This window comes from Haladaptatus sp. SPP-AMP-3, assembly GCF_049568665.1.
Lineage (GTDB): Archaea > Halobacteriota > Halobacteria > Halobacteriales > Haladaptataceae > Haladaptatus > Haladaptatus paucihalophilus.
Map to the genome: position 1 here is coordinate 223495 of NZ_CP145900.1, position 18522 is coordinate 242016.

Genomic DNA, 18522 nt, shown 5'->3' on the forward strand with positions numbered 1-18522 from the left:
CAGCTTCAGTACACCCGTACATTGATTACGTCAGCACACCAAGTACAGCGTATGCCCGTACGCATCGAGGAGTTCGAAGCTGGGGACCTTCCAAGCGGCCCAAGCGTGCCCCAACAGGTACTTGTCTATCTCTATACAAACCGGGACAAAGCGTTCACCCGGTCGGAAATCGCGACCAGTCTCGACGAGGACCCGAACACAGTTGGGACAGCCCTCTCGCGGTTGAAACAGCGTGAACTCGTCCGACACAGAGGAGAGTACTGGGCGATAACGAACGATCTTGATCGAGTTGCAGACGCGTATGCTCTCCACACGATCACGGAACGGCTCAATCAAGACGAAGGAGCGATCGAACCTGACGAGTGGGACGCAGTTGCTCCGGACGAACCGCATCCAAGCGAGCGAGACGAATAAATGCAACCGGAACGTGGCGATGTGGTTCGAAGTTCAGACCCGTTCAAACTGGGCGAAGATAGCCAACGACCGTGGCTCATCGTCAACAACGAATCGCATCCGTTCGGCGACGAGCAGTACGTGGCTGTCGCCATCTCGACGAAAGAGTACGGGGATTCGATTCCTCTGGAGTCAGCTGTTTGGAAAACAGGTGGTGTACCGTACGAATCGTTCATCTCTCCCTGGGCAGTCCACTCCCCTCGTATCGAAGATCTGGTGGCGTGGCAGGGCCGAGTCACGAGGGAATTCGTCGATCACGTCGTTGAGTCTCTTGAGACGTATCTTCGATGACGGTCCACTGTGCACACAGATTTCATTGAGAGTACCGGAGTGTGTTTACTTCCGCTTATCAAATTAACCGGAAAAGTTCGACTATATGCTGATTAGAGAGCGTACATTTTGCTCTCAATCGGATTAGCTATCAGCTATAAACTGGGCCACACCATCCCGGAAAGACCAGTCTTCTTCACGATTCTCGGTGATGACGATCATCACATTTTCTGAGGAGATCCCTGGATCCTGTTCTAGCAAGTCAGTCACACGAGCGTAAAACGCCTGTTTGTCTTCGCGATCCTGGCCAGCACGCATTGTCAACTCAAGCACGGCTCGATCCCCGTCCCGATCTTGTAACTCGAGTTCCTGCGGAGGGAGTTCTCGGATGAGTTGATAGCGGTCACCTGGTGGGAAGTCAAGCGTATCGAGGACAGCCGTGTTGACCGCGTCAGCAACTGTATTTCGATACTCGTCGGACTTGCCTGTCAGAACTGAAATTGTAACTAACGGCATACGGAATCACTCTCCGTCCCGCTCGATCACAGCTTTTGCAAGTGTGTCTTTGTGACCCTCATTTGGACCGCCAGCTATCGTCAGGAGTTTCGCATCACGAAGGTAGCGCTCAACGTGATATTCGGTTGTGTATCCGAGACCCCCGTGGAGTTGAACCGCTCTGTTCGCATTGTCGACCGCGGCCTGCGTTGCGTTGATCTTCGCCATGGCAAACTCGCGGGTTACATCGTGGCCGCGATCAGCGCGATCAGCTGCTCGAAGTGTGAGCAATCGAGCGGTGTCGACACGTTCTGCCATCTCGCCGAGCTCCCATCGCACGCCCTGGAAGTCACTGATATGCTGGCTGTATTGCTCTCTTGAACTCGTGTACGATACTGTGTCTTCAAGAGCAGCACGAGCGATACCAACACCTCGAGCAGAAACGTTCACACCGGTATGAATTTCGCCACGCTCGACATAACCCTCTCCTTGCTCGCCAACGAGGCGATCAGCAGGAACGTAGACGTCCGAAAGCGAAATGCGCGGTGATTTGACGCTGTTCGCACCTAACGTATCCCAGTCGTTCTCTCTATCGAACTCTTCGGTTGGCACGAGAAACGCGCTAATGTTGTGCGGTGCGGCCTCATCAGGACTGGTTTTCGCGTACGTGAGAACGTAATCCGCGTCGTAGAAGTTCGTCACCCATTGTTTGTGCCCGTTGAGTACCCATCCGTCCCCCTGCCGTTCGGCCGCTGTTTCCATCTCCAATTTGTTGCTACCGGCGTTGGCTTCGCTTTGCCCGAGCACACCGACTGTCTCGAATGTCGCCATCTCGGGAAGGAGTGCGTCACGTTGCTCATCGGAGCCGAAGCGCTCGATGACTGCCGCGACGCCGATATGCAGTCCGAGGGCACTCACTACGGACATACACGCAGCTGAAAGTTCTTCGATCATCAGCGCGAGTTCGACGAGACCTTCACCGCGTCCGTTGTATTCTTCAGACAGCGTTAATCCCGCGAGGCGACGATTACCGAGTTCGTCAAGAATTTGGCTGGGATACTCGCCTTGTTGATCTAACCGTTTCACTTCGGGTCGAATTTCGGTTTCTGCAAACTCCCGAACATCGTCTCGAAGCGACCGTTGGGTCTCTGTTAGTTCGAATTCCATAGATGGGTACGGTACTGGCGAACCATTAAACCAGGAGCCGGACATAGCAGGTCTTCTGCGATTGAGAGCCATACTTCCATCTGAAGTTAATCCGAACCTCGAAGAATAGCCCCTACGAGAGCCGTGTGAGTCCGTTTTGTCCCAACAACTTCGCTTCAACTTTATGGAGATGTTCGTGCAGGGTAGACGTAGAAATGTTCAGTTCCTCCGCTAGCTCGCGGGCCGATGTTTCTTTCGGGTGTTCGTAGTATCCCTTTTTGCGGGCGAGTTGCAGTACTTCGAGCTGGCGTTTCGTGAGGTGATCCAGAGGAAGCGCATTTGTCGCGGGCTGACGACTTCTTTGTTCCATGCTACGAATGTTGATCTCCGCATTCATCTCTTCACGGACTTGTTCAAATCTCGTCTGAACCGTCTCCCGGTCACGGTTTGTCGCAAGTGACCAATATTCTCGTCCGTCCCGGATATCGATCGGACCAGTACAGACGAACCCTCGAGACGTCAGGGGTTGGCTGATCTGCTTGCGTCCGTCGTGATTAACGAGGAGTTCCCGCACTACGTTCCCTGGTTTCGGCACGGTTGTTCGCTGGAAGCCAGGGGCCATCTCGGATACTGAGTGGACATGTTCTGATGCGTTCGTAGCTTCGATGCCCTCTGCAATTGTCTCCTGATCATCTGCGTAGATCGTAAAGAGTGTCGCAACATCATTCCCAGTCGAATATATTCCGTATCCAAGAAACCCAACCGCAACTTGCTTCGTAACCTCGATCTCCCAGCAGTCGGGATACCAGAGATCAATCGACACATGGAGTGTTTCCTCACCGTTCTCGGAACCAGTCATGGTAGGAGATTATTCACGATGGCTAGTAGAGATTGTCATCAACGAGTGGCCTTTCGAATTGGAACTTCGTCACCGAGAGATTTGCATCACCAACTGCGCACAGATCGATGTGGGGGTCCCGGGGTGGTGTTACTTCCGCTTATGGATTTAGTGGGTAATCACAATCAAAGGCCTTAAACATATGAAAATAAAGCGAACATTATCCGAGAGGCATTAAACAATTTTGACTATTCTATTTTCAATATCCTGTTGAGAAGCACCGAAAGAGTCGCCGTTCAATACGACTGGATGAAGATATTCAATTACCTGACGCATGGTGCTCATCTAAAGGCATGTCACGGACTAACGAACCGATCGACTGAGGGGTACTTGACCAGCTAAAAAATGCCCTACGTCTGCAACAGCAGATACAAAATACGAGGGTATGAGACCGCTGTCCCCCGCGATTAAACCAGTTCATACTGAGTGTACATTCGCAGGGGTTAGAAACGGCAAATATCGAATGGTGAGCGCGTGAGTGAACGGCGATGTTAACGACATGTGTCGAGTTTCGTTGTATGCCGGAACGCAAAACGTTCTGTGGTTGCCCATCAGGCCATTTGCTGTCCGCTTTCACGCGACCGAATGCCAATCAGAGGTCCGAGAACGATTCTCCGTCTCTTCGGCGTACGAAAATTATATCAATGACTAGTCATTAGAATAGACGGTTGTTTGGTATAAATTTGGCCCGCAGTCGATATCGCCGACGGAGCCCTCGTAGACGTAATTGTCGCAAACCAATGGCGAGTAGTCTTGAATAGATAATACAACACCACCGGAACAATCATCGCGTGATATCCAATCGTTTGGTCGGCGTCCCACCGATTTGGCAGTTGCGTTTTTGCACGAGCTAGCGAGGAGTATAACTTCAAAAAAAGGCATGTTTCAGCGAAGAATACAGGTTTCGGTTCATTTCTTTCTGATTTGGTCGAGAATTCGGCTCGACTCTACCGAGCAGAACTTGATCAAAATGGTTTGATGCATACGGACTACGTTTCGATTGCTTCCAGAAGTCGTGAGTAGACAGTTGTCCTTGCGGTGATTAATGTCTTGAATGTATTCTGCATTACTATGGCCGTCAGAGACGTCCCGACCGTTCGACAATTGAATTCCTACCGAGGAGGAGAGAATCTAGCCCATGCCATCCCGTATCATGAAAAATATTTTTCATATATGCTGATTAGTATGGAAGAGATCTCCATCGATCCCGTCTCGTTCGATGAGTTGGGTTTCTGTCCGTCGGGGTCTTCGACGAATACATAGCGTGAACGTTCGACTCGCGTATGGATCCGCCTCGAATCCGAGAATCCACGAGTCTCCGGTTCCTACTTCGAGCTAATCTGCTCCATGTGGTGGCACGTATCCACAACTTTCACACGACCAGGTTTCGTAGTCCCGAACGATGCCGTTTGAACCACAGCGGCTACATTTGTAACGCATCGATTCGTACTATAGTATCGTCAATCATAAAATTGTCTATCGACAATTGTCGAAAAACCAGTCAATTAAGCCCTCAATATGACCGAAACGAATGGCTATCGATACAGCCACCCGGGCATTCAGTTCTGGAATGATCGTCCTCGTTGAACAGTACGGATAGAAAAACGGACGGCAGAAAGGATAGATATAAATACTGTCTCGGAAAGGCAGTGAATGTCCTTGGATGACAGGGACTCAATGAACAGTCTGGCAGGAAACAGATGCGACTCGTAGCTCAGTGTTTGTCCCCAAATTGCCGCTAATTGCCCCCGCTCGACTGTCATCGCGGCCCTTTCACATTTTTTCGGCTCACGATAGACGATGATATTCGATCGTCTTTCTCGTTCTTCCTGAGTTCTACGTCTCACACGCTGCCGAAGGACTGTTAATCGATGTCTCGGTTGATGTCGAACTGCGTCGCATCGTCACGAGAGAATCGCGCGGGCCGCGAACAGTAGGTTCTCCTTGCGCTCCATGACTCGGCGATAGAAGTACTGAGCCCACTTTCCCCCGTAGGGGACGTATTGAACCACACGCACCCCGTCATCCGCGAGGTCGACCTGCGCGTCGTCGCGGACACCCATGAGCATTTGGATCTCAAAGGGAGTACCATACTCGTCGTGAAGGTTTCGGGCAAGCGAGATCATCCGTGGGTCGTGGCTGCCGACAGAAACGCGCTCGGATTCGCGGAAGAGGTAGTCGAGGTGCTTCTCATAGGCTTCGTTCACCCGTGATTTGTCCACATACGCAATCGAGGCAGGTTCATCGTACGCTCCCTTGACGAGACGAACGGTCGCATCGCTCTCGGCGAGTCGCTCGAGGTCGTCGTCGGTCCGCTTGAGGTTCGCCTGGATAGCGACACCCACATCAGCCCCGTCGCGTTCGGCGTTCTTGACGACGGCGTCGAGTGTCGCGTCGGTCGTCGTGTGGTCCTCCATGTCGACCCAGACAAAAACATCGTGGTCAATGGCGCGGTCGACGATGTTTTCGAGGTTTTCGACAAAGACGTCTTTGCTGACGTTGAGACCGACTTGACTGGGCTTGACGCTGATGGACGCATCGAGGTTGCGGTCATCGATCTCCGCGGCCAGATGGCGATACTCTGCTGCATCCTCGAACGCGGGGGAGCGCTCGTGATAGTGTTCGCCGAGGAGGTTGAGAATGGCGCTGATATCTCGGTCGTTGAGCTCGGCGGCGTACTCCAATGCTCCTTCGGTCGACTCGTCGGCGACGAAGTTGTTTGCGATCGGTGGAATCACGAATATCACTCGACGTTCGGGTGGCAAAAATGATTCTATTTTTCCGAATAGCGGTGGACAACTGCTACGAAACCCGCGTGCGGGTATTATTCACAATAGTAGAACCAGTTGGTGATTGTACATATGGAAGATGGTACCCCTCACCATGATGTGGTACGTTCCGACGGTAGCGAGGGTGGCGGATCCATCAATGTGTAAATCCTTTCGAATAGTGTGAAGTAGCATAGCGGATGGTCGGGACCGACCAGTACTTGTCTCCTCTCACAGCGCACTCCGGGAAGACAGCGGGACAAGGATTACAGAAGTAGTTCTGTAACGGACATGGGTGGGTGTCACGGCTGGTCTTCGACCATGGCGGTGTAATCTCGGAGGTTGGCGATCGGTTCGAATAGTGTGAACCACGCGCTAATTTACCGATGTGATTGCGGTTTCCCGGGCGAGAGTGGCCACCAGCACGCGGTTCCCATAATGCGAACGCTTTTGGGTCGGGGTTGTGTGATGTCATACTATGACAGACGGAAGCCGGACGTTCACTACGACGGAAACGTCGTTCGCAGTAGTTCACGCCATCGAGAACGCGGATGGAGCGACGTTTTCGGAGCTCAAGTCGCAGCTTGAGCTCTCCAAGAGTACGCTGTACTATCATCTGACCACTCTCGAGAAGCTCGGGTACGTGGTGAAAGAACGCGGGGTATACCAGCTGGGTCTGCGGTTCCTCTCGCACGCCCAGCATGCTAAGAACAAGGAGCCCGCGTTTGACGTTGTACGTTCGAAAGCGCGAGATCTCGCCGACCGGATACCCGAAGAAATCTCCTTCGCCACCGAGGAGAACGGTCGTCTCGTCGTGGTCTACCACAACATCGGTGGCTCCGCGATGACCGACTTCAAGATTGGTCAGTACCTTCACATGCACGTTACTGCAAGCGGAAAGATGTTGCTCGCGGAGATGCCCGAAGAACGTGTCGACGAGATCATCGACCGCTGGGGGCTCCCAAAATTCACGGAGAACACGATCACGGATCGGGATGCACTGAAGGCGGAACTAGATTTAGTCCGTGAACGAGAGTACGCGATCAACGACGAGGAACAGCGTGAGGGGCTCCGAAGCGTTGGTGCGAAGATAACGAAGCCTAACGGGTACGTCCTTGGCGGCCTCGCCGTAGACGGTGCGACCTACCGAATGACCGACGACCAGATCGAGGAACAGACAGTAGAACAACTGTTCGACACGATCGCCGAGATCGAGGCCGAATTCGACTGAGTAGGGTCGTGACTCGCAGGAGATGAGTCCAAATCAATACATTCATATATTATGCCAAAAATTCTCATACGACTATGGTACAAGCGGGCATGGAAACCATTATCGGGCTAGTTGGCTATCTGATCGTAGTGGTAGCGATCGGTCACTGGGGGTCGAAGTTGGTCTCCTCCGAGGAAGACTTCTTTCTCGGGGGCGAACAGATTCCCGGCTGGGCATTGGCACTCTCCGAACGAAGTTCCGGAATGTCTGGATGGCTTCTCCTGGGCGTGCCAGGATTAGCGTGGTCGGTTGGCCTCTCCGCTATCTGGGTGCTCGTTGGCACAACCGGTGGGGCCATTTTCCAGTGGATCGTCTACGCGCGGCCGTTTATGGAGGGTCGCAAGGAGACGGGTGCAGTTACGCCAATCGGACTCCTCGCTGAGAAACTCCCCGGTAACTCGCCAGTTACTCGTGCGCTCCCGGCGCTCATCACCTTCGTGTTCTACATGGGCTATGTTGGGTCACAGTTCCTCGCCGGTGGTAACATCTTCAAGAAGGCTTTCGGGATCGATCCTGTCATCGGGGTCCTCCTCATCGGTGGCGTCGTTACGGCGTACTCGCTCGCTGGCGGGTTTCCGTCCGTCGTCTGGACCGATGTGATGCAAGCATTGTTAATGGTGTTCACGCTTGTCGTGCTTCCAGGGTATCTTCTCGTGGGCGTATTCCTCGATCCTTCCACCTCCCTATTGGGTGGACTCGCGGCTTCCGGAGGAAACCGGGCGGCGTGGTTCGGGGGACGGATCGGTGCCGCCGCGCTTGTTTTCCTCGGCGCCAACCTGAGTTGGTTCTTCCTGTATCTCGGCGGCTACCCGCACCTTGACGCCCGGTTCATGGCGGTTCGTAACAGCGACGACCGCCGCTCTGCCATCATCGTAGCGACCATTTGGGGCGTCCTTACCTCGTCGGGCGCAGTGCTCCTCGGCCTCCTTGCGCGCGTCATTGACGGTGCTCCGCAGGCACTGCAGGCAGATCGCGAGATGGTCCTCCCATTCATGGTCTTGAAACATCTCCCCGGACTGCTCGGGGGAATCCTCCTCGCGGGCGCGTTAGCGGCGATGATGTCGACGGCCTCCTCGCAAATTGTCGTCGCTAGTTCCGCGGTCGCACAGGACGTCTACACCGATATTCTGAAGAAAGGACAGGACTTCAGCGAGAAAGCCCAGCTACGCGTTTCCCGGGTCGCCACGCTTGCGGTCGGCGTGATCGGGCTCGTGATCGCACTCCTGACGTCGAACCTCGTGTACACCCTCGTGAGTTACTCCGGCACCGGGCTCTTCTCCGCTTTCGGGCCGGCATTCACTCTTCTCTTCTTCTGGCGACGGAACCTCTCCGTGGCAGGCCTCGTGGCGGCATTCGTCGCCGGTCCTGGCACGACCATCCTCTGGATCGCTTTCGGAATGAACTCGGTCATCACGGTTCGTCTTATCGCGCCGCCAATTGGGTTCGCCGCCGCAATCGGTGCCTCGCTGCTGTGGCCGAGCGAGGAGTTGACTAGCCCTTCCCCGTCCACGAGCGCTGCGAATCAGGATTGACGGCACGAACGGCGGAGGGTCGACAGGGAACACCCCTTTGAACGTCAGCACCACGACGTCATGTGGAGAGTACGACCGCGTGTGGAACGTCGTTTTCATTGCCGCGCTCTGTCCGTTCGCTGGTGTGTCTTTTCAGTCAGAAGAGCGGCCCTACACCCGTGTGGCATCAATGACTTTTCCGAATAGACTATGGTAGTAAATCCCAAACTATAATACCAATCAACTACCTGCTACGGTTGTGCAAGCAAGAGACTTTGATAACGAATTGACGTTCCACGGGTACAACCAAAACGGTAACGTCGAGGAGTTTCACGAAGCGTACGAGGAAGCCGTCGAAACTGTCAAAGCGGAACTCGGAGGGAACCACCACCTTTGGATCGACGGTGAGCGGGTCGATACGGATGACCATTTCGACGTCGTATCTCCCGGGAATCTGAACGTAACAATTGGTGAGTTCACCGCCGGAAGTTCGGAAGACATGGACGCTGCCGTCAGCGCAGCTGATACCGTCACCCCTGAATGGGAGGCTTCAGATGTCGATACCCGTGTAGATATCTTCCGTACCGCTACGGATATCATGCGAGACCGGAAATTCGAACTCGCGGCGACAATTTCCCTAGAGAACGGGAAAAACCGGAAGGAAGCGATGGCTGACGTTGACGAATCTATCGACTTCCTCGAATTCTACAGCCGTGAATTAGAGCGGTCTAATGGATATGATTTCAACACTGGAGAGCCGACTCCTGGCCAGCATACCAAGAATTTGCTGCGACCGTACGGTGTGTTTGCAGTTGTCGCACCGTTCAACTTCCCAATGGCCATATTCGTCGGTATGACCGGCGGTGCGTTGATCACCGGTAATACGGTCGTCGCAAAACCCGCGAAAACGACATCACTGATTGCACACAAGTGTGTCGAAATCTTCATCGAGGCAGGAATTCCAGAGGGTGTTCTAAACCTCGTTATGGGCGGTGGACGCGATGTCGGCCAGCCTCTGATCGAACACGAAAACGTTTCGGGTGTAGTTTTCACCGGATCGCGAAGAGTCGGGGTGTCCATTCAAGAGACATTCTCCGAGCAAGGGAAACATGGGCCTGTCATCGCTGAACTCGGTGGAAAGAACCCAGTGATTGTCAGTGATACCGCAGAACTCCAGGACGCGGTAGAGGGCGTGATGAAAGGAGCGTTCTCTTTCAGCGGACAGAAATGTTCCGCGACTTCACGCGTGTACGTTCAAGAGGACAGAATCGATGAATTCACGGATCGACTAGTCGCCGAAACGAAAAAATTGAAGATCGGTCGGGGGACTGAACGAAATACCTTCATATCACCGATCATTAATGATAGTGCGCTCGAATCGTACACGGACATCTGCGAACGCGCTGAAGAGGAGGGGACAATTCGAACCGGTGGAAATGTCGTTACAGTCGGTAACCTCGCAGACGGTCGGTTTGTCGAACCGACGGTAGTCACTGATATCCCTCACGGTCACGAACTTGCGCGTGAAGAACACTTCCTTCCGTTCGTCACGATTCACCCGATATCTGATCTCGACGAAGGAATTGAGAAGTCGAATGACTCCGAGTACGGGCTCTGTGCTGGACTCTTCTCGCAAGACGACGGTGAGATCGACCGCTGGTTTGATGAAATCGAGTCTGGAATGTGTTATGTGAACCGCTCTCAGAGTGCGACAACTGGTGCACTGGTTCAAGCACAACCGTTCGGTGGATGGAAGTACTCAGGGACGACAGGTAAATTTGCTGGCGGTTATTGGTACCTCCAGCAGTTCATGCGAGAGCAGAGTCGAACGCGAGTTAACTAAACGATTGGCTGAGGAGCGTCACGGATAATCGATCGATTTCACTGAGCCATAGAACATTTGATATCGTGAACGAGACATTCCAATGCAACTTCGCGGTGCTCATGCTCTGTGGCCCTCGTACACTCGACATCGCCGAAGTGCCTATTTGGCGAAAAGGACGTCTCACGCATCTAGGGAGACTGTCGCGCCGGATTTCAATTATCCACCAGTCGACTTCGACTGTCTGAGCCATCACACCTCCATAGATTTCATTAGGGGGATCGGGGGGGCACCACTTCCGCTTACTGCAAAAAGCGGCAGTAACCCAGAGACCACCACCCATTATGGAATCGCTAAATAGAAGACCAATACCTGCCGAAAACAGCATTTAGAACATTCATAAACCATATAAAGCGATACCAAAACTCAGCATCTTGGAAGTTCGCAGTTTCGGAGGATGGGCTAGTTTTTGGCCATATATCCGTCGACTAGTGGTTCTTCTCGGCGGTCGGAAGCTGATAGCGAACTGTTATGGACGTGACTACCGGATAGATGTGAGAAATTGCATGAATTCTGGCGCTGCTGAATAGTGTCGCCACTCACGAGCAGCGGACTCAGCGAGGGCTCAGGCGGTTAGTCGGGTGGGATCAAGGCCGAAACAACGATCTCGACACACTCACCCGCGGTCAGCACGGGTGCGTAGTCCATCCCACCGTCGACGCCTGCTTTCAGTAGGAAGTCGGTGAGCCGCCAGATATTGTACAGCAGCACGGCGAATACGAAGTAGAACAAGCGAACGCGATAGTCTTTCGAGGACGTCTTCGCCAGAAAATCCCCCTTGATGGATTTGTACTCGTTCTCGATCTGCCAGCGCCATCTGTACCGGTGACAGAACGCCTCGGCCTCCTCTGGCCCAACCCGAAGATTGGTCGCGAAGACCGTTGTTTCCTCGCCGCTCGTCGATGGTACGTACAGAAACCGCATCGGATGCGACCCCGCCTCGACGTGGACGGACGCGGATTCGACAGCGACCTCCTGGTTGTCCTCGTCCATCCGCTTGAGTGCCTCGCGTTCGGAACTGGTGATTCGTTTCGGGATGAGGTAGTTCACATCCAGGTTCGAGAGCGTCTGGAACACACGCATCGAGTCGAACTCACGGTCACAGAGTACAGTCTCGATCGGCACGTGTTCTTTCGCGCGCTTGACAAGCTGTCGGACAACGCGGTGGATCTGGTTTGACCGGTTGTCATCCCTCGCCGAACTCTCTCGGACCAGCTCGACCGCCAGAACGAACGGGATGTTCCGGCCGATGATCGACAGCGTCGCAAATTTGAACGCTCGGCCCTCACCATCTTTCGTGCCGCTGACCATCGGCATCTCTTCGACGTCCCCGTAGTAGGGAATGGTCGTGATGTCGATAGCAGCGGTGACTGGCCGACGGAAGGATGCTTCCGAGGCGATGACCGAGAGCAAGCGGTCTGTGGTTGTATTGAAGCCCTCAATGAGCTCGTCAGGGTCGAATTGTTTGACGGCGCGGAGGTGGGTGTCGCCATGCGGGCCGTAGTCGTCGCCTCGTCGATACTGGAACCGTGCTGCTCCCTGGGCGGTGCCACAGCCAACCATCCCCATGAATGTCTGCAACTCGCAGAAGCGCGCGTCCTCGTAGGACGCGTTCGCGGCCCGGCCAGAGTCAAAGTAGCCGAAGGCGTGATCACGCGCGAGGCGCGTCGTCTGGACAATCTCGTCCTGGGAGAACGACTCTTCTTCTACTGAGTCCTCCTCTACTGGAGACTCGTCAACGATCTCTGCCTTGGGCCGCACCTCGGGCGCGGGAATGTCGAAGTCGTGGACTTCTTTGACGACGAAGTGGGCGGCGGTCTGGATGTATTCCTGGGCGGCGTCGTCAAATCGATTCCGCCACGCCCGCGAGAAGGCTGATTCATCGGGGACGCGGCTGAATCCCAAGCTAGTAGCAATCTCTGGTTGCCGTTTCAGTCGTCGGGTGAATGAGGCGTAGGAGTCGCCCGTGATCTCCAGATAGATGAACGAAAGCACCATAGCACGAAAGGACAGCGGGCCCGGATGCCAGGCGGGATAGCCGTCGTGGATTGTTTCCACCGACTGGTCTAGCTTCTCGAATGCCGTGAGGAGGTCGGTTACCTGGAGGTCATCTCTGATGGCGATCCCGAGTTGATAGGCCTCACAGAGATACCGCATTCGCGACGTCTCACATGAATGAGTTCCGTCAGAACCACTCATACAGGGCCTGTGAGCGTGCAACGAATCAACGCTTCGAGAGAACCTACGGGGACGTTCAACTGTAACGAGTCAGCAACCGACCACAATGACACATCCCCGGATAGTGCTGCGAACTTTAGCTCGCGGTTCTCGCCGACTTTCGTTCCCCTGACCATCCTCACGTCGTTGAGGAGCGGTTCTTGGGTGAATTGATTGACGGCCTGAAGGTGGGTATCACCGTGTGGTCAATGCTGTATACCGCGGTGGTACAGGTAATATGTGGCGCCCTGGCGGTGCCACAGCCGACCGCCCCCATGTAGCTCTTACCAGCCGGGTGGTCCGGTGAATGTATTCGTGTACCCACACATCCTCTGATTCGTGCTGGCCAGGGGTACTTCGACGTTTTCGATGGCCAGTTGACCGGCTTCAATCCATTCCCACCATATCATCTATATGTCCATCGTGGACTGGTTTGTTGAACCGCCAAAGAGTCATAGAAATCGTCACGAGACCAATACCGACGAGTCCCATTGCGACAATCGGCGAGTACAGGTCGGCGACGACACCGCCGATGAGTTCGATAGGTATCGCAGCGACTCCCTTGGCCATCGAAATCGAACTCAATACCGTCGCACGGCCAACGGTCGTGATGTGCTCGTTGAGATATTGCTGTTCTACGGGTTCGAGTACCCTGCTAACCGCTCTGAAAACGAAGAATGCCGGGAACGCGAGAATCGGCGCCACCAACACACTCACGGCGAGCAAACCGGCGATGATCGGTAGGAGACTCAGTAGCCGAGGGAGCCCAAGGTATCCCCGCAATTCGGCAGAGAAGTACGTGAGCACCCCCGAGACCCAGATCAATCCAGCATAGAGCCAACCGATATCCTTGATTACCAATCCGAGACTCAGTGCGATGGGCTGAACCCATACCTGGACAACCCCGAACAACCCGAATATCAGGACGACGTACAGGACGAAGGGGCGAAGCGTCGGTCCAAACAACGCTTCCCGAGACACTGCCAACGCTCTTTTCGGCGAAACCGGTTGACCCGTCTCCCCGTCGACTGTCCTGTCTTCCGACGCGGGCAGCGAGAGCAGAAGTGGAATCCCGAGAGATGAGACGACAGCGGACGCGAGGAAAGGAAATAGTAACGATAGCTCTCCAAGGTATCCACCCACAATGGCACCGAACGCTGCAGCGATGAGACCGAGGCCGCGTGCCCGCCCCCTCACTTTCGTGAATAAGTGTTGTGCGTTCCGTTCTTGTAGCGTCTCGAAAAGCCACGCACTATCAGTTCCGGACTGGAGTGCGTGGCCGAGGCCGAACGTTACGTACACGGCCGCGAACCCCATCGGCGTCTTCGCTACCACGTATCCGAGATTCGCCATGATGAGCAGGACTGCACCGAGAACTAGGGTGTTTCGCCGGCCGAGTCGATCGCCGAGATAGCCGGTGGGGATCTCGGCGAAAAAGACAGTGATCAAGTAGACTACTTCGATGATGTGAATACTCGTATACGTCAATCCCGCGGACTGGAACAACAGGATATAGACTGCGACGCCGAACCAAATGGTTCGCGTCACCTCGTAGAGATAGTACCGCACCTCAATGCTACGGAATCCGTCCCACTTCATCTCCGTTCTCCCCTCAAAGAGACATCCCTACCTCTCATCACGCTCGATCTCTTGGATTGTGTTTCAATTCATCTTCGATCTCGATTAGCGGTGTCATTCGAACTACGACACTAGTCGTCCCAGGGATTTCGTAGCATCGCTCGTGAACATATTCACGGATTGATTTCCGTGAGACACTGCGATGATGGGTGAGACAACGGGCTGTATTCGACGATATCGCTGGCCAATTTGACGACCTCGAGATACAACGAACTGGTATGTGTGTCGCACCCGATTCGTACCCTATGAGTCTCATCGCGGAATTTCGACTGCGAGATCCACGCCTTCCGTTGGTCGACATCGTAGCAGCGACACCAGGGACGAACCTCGAAGTTGATAGAACACTAACTGTCGATTCAGATCAGCCAGTCGTCATTTGCTGGGTCGAAACCCCATCATTCGAGACGTTCGAGACAGAACTCGCCGAGAACAGCACGGTAGCAACGTACTCAGTGCTAAGAACCACTCGGGAACAACGGCTCTATCATGTGCAGCTACAGAATCCACTGCTCTCAGTCAAAACGGCATTCGTTAAACTCGGGGCAGTTCCTGCCGGGAGAAGCACGATCACTGACGACGGGTGGGAAATTCAGGCGAACTTTCCAAATCGGGACGCACTGGCTCGCTTTCGAGACATCTGCCGTGAACGCGAGATCTCGTTCCGACTCGATAGTCTCTATGAACCCACCCCGAAGAGTAACGAGTTATCCAATATGGGCTTAACCACCAAACAGCGTGAGGCACTCATAACTGCCTACGAAAGCGACTATTTCCATATCCCCCGACGGACAACACTCGGTGATCTGAGTGAGCAACTCGGTATCTCGAAACCGTCGTTCTCGAAACGGCTTCGTCGGGCCCAGCAGCACGTCCTCGACGACGTGATTGAGAACAGACGTTTATAAACCGGTTCATATATTAGCCAGATCTTCTTTGGAATGCGAGGTTTGGAAGTAATATGGCCAGCACGGACGAGACGAGCAATGACCGTCAGACAATGGCATATGACTCCGAAGTCGCACCCGGCGTCTATCGATTTGGAACGAACCGCGTCAATTGGTACGTTATCGAGGCGGATGGCGAACTGCTTGTTGTTGATGCAGGCCTCCCAAATCATTGGGAACAACTGGTAGACGGTCTTGATAGTCTTGGGTATAGTCTCGAAGACATTGCAGCACTGATACTGACGCACGGTCACGGTGACCACATTGGTTTTGCCAACCGACTGCAGAAGACCGCCAATGTCCCCGTACGGGTGCATTCGGCGGATGTAGCGCTGGTCGAGGGCGATAGTGAGGAGAACATGCGTGAGGTAGTGTGGAATCTCTGGCGACCGGCCGTAATTGGGCTGCTACTCGAGTTCAGTCGTAGCGGTGGGAATCCATCACCGGTAGAGACGGTTGAGTCGTTCGAGGCCGGAACTGACCTCGAACTACCGGCGACACCACAGGTGATTCACGTCCCCGGTCACTCTGCTGGCTCATGTGTGCTGTATCTCTCGGATCGAAACGTCCTCTTCTGTGGCGATGCACTCGCCACCGTCGATCTCAAAACAGGTCGTGCTCGTGGTCCACAGATTATGCCGATGTTTACCGAGAATACGAAGCAGGCTGTCGAGTCACTCGATCAGCTCGGATCGCTCGGCGAGGTCACGCTGTTACCAGGTCATGGTGATCCGTGGCGTGGCGAAATGCACGAAGCAATCCGGCTTGCTCGTAGTAGAAAGTGATATTGATCTCGCACCAATCAAACGAGCCGGAAGGCACTGGTTCTACATTCGAAGTCGTGTCAGATACACAGTTAATCGGGTCGCTTTCTTTCTCTCAAAACAGTATCTCTCCCACCAGAAAAGATATCGCATACCAACAGACAACTTTCATGTATGTCCTCGAAATCCCCACAACATCGTATCAAGCGGCTGAGAAACCAGGAGGTAGAACGTGTCCGAATTCGTCTTCGAGAAGTCGGAATGATGTGGGAAGACGTTGACCTGGAACGCTCGATGTTCTGGGGCGCACGGAGGGGTGATGACATCACGGGAGTCGTCCGGCTCGAACTTGATCTTCCTCATGCCCTGCTGGGATCGTTATACGTCGAGCTGGAATACCGTGAGCAAGGACTAGGTCGACGGCTCGTCCGATACATCGAAACGGAAGCCATGGATCGAGATGTCGAACGACTGTTCTTGTTTAGCACGGAAGCCGGAGGATTCTTTCAAGAACTTAGCTACGACGAGGTTGCTGTCGATGAAACGGTCGATGCAGTACCAGAGGTTCCACAGGTCGAATGGTATCGAAACCATCCTAATCTTCTGCAACAAGAAGTTACGTTCGTCAAAGAGTTCGCCACGCAGAGATAGCGACTTGGGTGTTCATCTCACTGGTTAGATTATGGCTAACGACTGACATCGCGCCGGGACGTTTCCAACCGTTGTCCACTCACCGTCAACTCGTCGGAGCACTGAGCCGGTGTGCGTTCCTGCGAACACATCTTCGTCGGCTCTATCGGGTGCCGCCCACGCGAGAATGAACTCGTCACCATCACCAGGATACGATACGACTTCAAGAGAATCGCCCTGATCAGTCGACTCGAACAGCGTAGCGTCCATCTCGCCGGCCCAAGGGCCTCGAGTCGCCGCCGTGTACAGCCGTCCGTTATGAGCGAACGCTTCCCGGAAGTACGGGTGGTCGTGATCGTCGAGTCGCGTCCACGAGTGGCCGGTCTTCCGCGTCCGGTAGAGCCCGCCTCCACACGAGACGACCAACTCATCCCCGCTCAGTGCGAGGACGTGGTGGACGTCGTACTGGAGATCGTCCGCTCGTTCGTCATGGAGTCCCGCTCGGCGCTCCTCCCAGGACTCGCCACAGTCGTCGCTTACGAGAACGCCGCCGACCTCGACGCCGGCTATCACTCTATCTGGAGTGTCAGGGTGGACGCTGAGACTCCTGATGTGGGCTACGTTACGGTGACGCGGCGTGTGCCACGTCTCACGCGACGGTACCTCCTGAAAGCCCGCCAGCTCGCGCCACGAGGTCCCACCGTCCGCTGAGACGTACAGATGGGCCGGGTGGGTCCCGGCGTACAGACACTTACCGTCAGGACTCGGGGTCACCGAGTAGACTTCGCGCCGGGGGACGTTCAGGTCGGTCCACGTCTTGCCGCCGTCACGCGAGCGGAACAACCCGGAGCGCGTGGCCGCGAACACCACGTCATCAAACCGGCGAACTCGAAGGACGCTGTCGGTCGCAAGAACGCGCCGTGAATTGGCGACATAGTCAATGGGAGCGCGGTAGACGCCCTGGTCGGTGCCGACGAGCAACGTCCCACGGGGCGTCTCGTTGTTCATCGCGGGTCCTCCGCGGCGGCGTCCTGGTGGGTCGGCACCCGCCGCAAAACCCCAACGATAGTCACTCCCGTGGTCAGGTGCATCAGCCCGAGGATCGCGTAGACGACTGCGGGAGCGCCCGCCAGCGCGGGTGTGAGAAGGTTCGCGTACGAGAGCACCCACACAATAGCGGCAACCTTAGTGAACGTCCAGTTCGGCCGCGTCGAGTAGCCGGCGATGATGCCGTACGCAACCGTTGCGCCGACTGCACCGACCGCGAAACTCGCGACGACCGGCCCCCAGCCAAGCGGGAGGGGTTCGAACGTGGACGGGACGTCGACCATGGTGAGTGCGAGCTCGAGGACGAGGCCGTTCACCGCGCTTGCCGTAAGTATCGCGAGGACACCAGCTCTGATAAGTTGCCTTCGGCTGATGTGATTCGACGCGTCCGATTCGACGGTCGTTGCAGCGGATGTCATACCTAGTTCTCACACCGGAGCTGTCACTGCAGTACGCATGAACATGTTCACGTGTTTAGAACACCCGTCTGCAATCAGTTCTTCTCTCAGAAATGGTGGAGTCCGAACGGCCCACATCCGTCCCACCCTTCGAACCTATTGCTCTCTAGACCTCGTTCACCGCGGTCATC

Annotated in this window: 17 protein-coding genes; 8 read left to right on the plus strand and 9 right to left on the minus strand. The window is 54.8% G+C overall.

Going from position 1 to position 18522, the window contains the following annotated elements:
* The first annotated feature begins 51 nt into the window (after positions 1-51).
* Complete coding sequence (locus V5735_RS19915; RefSeq protein ID WP_423746523.1) at positions 52-414, plus strand: hypothetical protein; 363 nt, start codon at positions 52-54, stop codon at positions 412-414.
* Entirely contained in the window at positions 415-744 is a 330-nt protein-coding gene (locus V5735_RS19920) for a hypothetical protein (RefSeq protein ID WP_423746524.1), read from the plus strand.
* A gap of 123 nt (positions 745-867) precedes the next feature.
* Here the strand turns inward: V5735_RS19920 and V5735_RS19925 are convergent, their stop codons facing one another.
* The 5 genes from V5735_RS19925 to V5735_RS19945 all read right to left on the minus strand — a co-directional run bounded on the left by V5735_RS19925 (position 868) and on the right by V5735_RS19945 (position 6000).
* Positions 868-1239, minus strand: coding sequence for a tautomerase family protein (locus V5735_RS19925; protein WP_423746525.1), 372 nt, complete (start codon positions 1237-1239; stop codon positions 868-870).
* A 6-nt stretch (positions 1240-1245) separates the two neighbouring features.
* Complete coding sequence (locus tag V5735_RS19930) at positions 1246-2385, minus strand: acyl-CoA dehydrogenase family protein (RefSeq protein ID WP_423746526.1); 1140 nt, start codon at positions 2383-2385, stop codon at positions 1246-1248.
* Between the two features lie 112 nt (positions 2386-2497).
* Positions 2498-3223, minus strand: coding sequence for a helix-turn-helix domain-containing protein (locus V5735_RS19935; protein ID WP_423746527.1), 726 nt, complete (start codon positions 3221-3223; stop codon positions 2498-2500).
* A gap of 1374 nt (positions 3224-4597) precedes the next feature.
* A complete protein-coding gene (locus V5735_RS19940) occupies positions 4598-4702 on the minus strand; it encodes a hypothetical protein (RefSeq protein WP_423746528.1) in 105 nt (34 codons plus the stop codon).
* Between the two features lie 464 nt (positions 4703-5166).
* Positions 5167-6000, minus strand: coding sequence for a proline dehydrogenase family protein (locus tag V5735_RS19945; RefSeq protein ID WP_423746529.1), 834 nt, complete (start codon positions 5998-6000; stop codon positions 5167-5169).
* Positions 6001-6508: 508 nt separating this feature from the next.
* Here V5735_RS19945 and V5735_RS19950 point away from each other — a divergent pair.
* The 3 genes from V5735_RS19950 to V5735_RS19960 all read left to right on the plus strand — a co-directional run bounded on the left by V5735_RS19950 (position 6509) and on the right by V5735_RS19960 (position 10654).
* Positions 6509-7261 carry an IclR family transcriptional regulator gene (locus V5735_RS19950; RefSeq protein WP_423746530.1) on the plus strand — a complete coding sequence of 251 codons (753 nt, stop codon included), beginning with the start codon at positions 6509-6511 and terminating at the stop codon, positions 7259-7261.
* A 74-nt stretch (positions 7262-7335) separates the two neighbouring features.
* On the plus strand, positions 7336-8832 hold the full coding sequence (locus tag V5735_RS19955; RefSeq protein WP_423746531.1) for a sodium/proline symporter: 1497 nt from the start codon (positions 7336-7338) through the stop codon (positions 8830-8832).
* A gap of 238 nt (positions 8833-9070) precedes the next feature.
* Positions 9071-10654 carry an aldehyde dehydrogenase family protein gene (locus V5735_RS19960; protein ID WP_423746532.1) on the plus strand — a complete coding sequence of 528 codons (1584 nt, stop codon included), beginning with the start codon at positions 9071-9073 and terminating at the stop codon, positions 10652-10654.
* Positions 10655-11266: 612 nt separating this feature from the next.
* Here the strand turns inward: V5735_RS19960 and V5735_RS19965 are convergent.
* Together V5735_RS19965 and V5735_RS19970 are read right to left on the minus strand one after the other, a co-directional pair.
* Complete coding sequence (locus tag V5735_RS19965) at positions 11267-12850, minus strand: transposase (protein ID WP_423746727.1); 1584 nt, start codon at positions 12848-12850, stop codon at positions 11267-11269.
* Positions 12851-13297: 447 nt separating this feature from the next.
* A complete protein-coding gene (locus V5735_RS19970; RefSeq protein ID WP_423746533.1) occupies positions 13298-14509 on the minus strand; it encodes an MFS transporter in 1212 nt (403 codons plus the stop codon).
* Positions 14510-14793: 284 nt separating this feature from the next.
* Between V5735_RS19970 and V5735_RS19975 the strand changes: the two genes are divergently transcribed.
* The 3 genes from V5735_RS19975 to V5735_RS19985 all read left to right on the plus strand — a co-directional run bounded on the left by V5735_RS19975 (position 14794) and on the right by V5735_RS19985 (position 16907).
* Complete coding sequence (locus tag V5735_RS19975; protein ID WP_423746534.1) at positions 14794-15453, plus strand: helix-turn-helix domain-containing protein; 660 nt, start codon at positions 14794-14796, stop codon at positions 15451-15453.
* Positions 15454-15506: 53 nt separating this feature from the next.
* Positions 15507-16277 (plus strand): MBL fold metallo-hydrolase, encoded by a 771-nt coding sequence (locus V5735_RS19980; protein WP_423746535.1) that lies wholly within the window; start codon positions 15507-15509, stop codon positions 16275-16277.
* 240 nt (positions 16278-16517) lie between these two features.
* Positions 16518-16907 (plus strand): GNAT family N-acetyltransferase, encoded by a 390-nt coding sequence (locus tag V5735_RS19985; protein ID WP_423746536.1) that lies wholly within the window; start codon positions 16518-16520, stop codon positions 16905-16907.
* Positions 16908-16931: 24 nt separating this feature from the next.
* Here the strand turns inward: V5735_RS19985 and V5735_RS19990 are convergent, their stop codons facing one another.
* Positions 16932-17894 carry a WD40/YVTN/BNR-like repeat-containing protein gene (locus V5735_RS19990; RefSeq protein ID WP_423746537.1) on the minus strand — a complete coding sequence of 321 codons (963 nt, stop codon included), beginning with the start codon at positions 17892-17894 and terminating at the stop codon, positions 16932-16934.
* The gene (locus V5735_RS19995) at positions 17891-18352 is read right to left on the minus strand and encodes a DUF6069 family protein (protein ID WP_423746538.1); all 462 of its coding nucleotides are present in this window, start codon (positions 18350-18352) and stop codon (positions 17891-17893) included. Before V5735_RS19995 ends, V5735_RS19990 begins: the two co-directional genes overlap by 4 nt.
* Positions 18353-18522 lie beyond the last annotated feature (170 nt).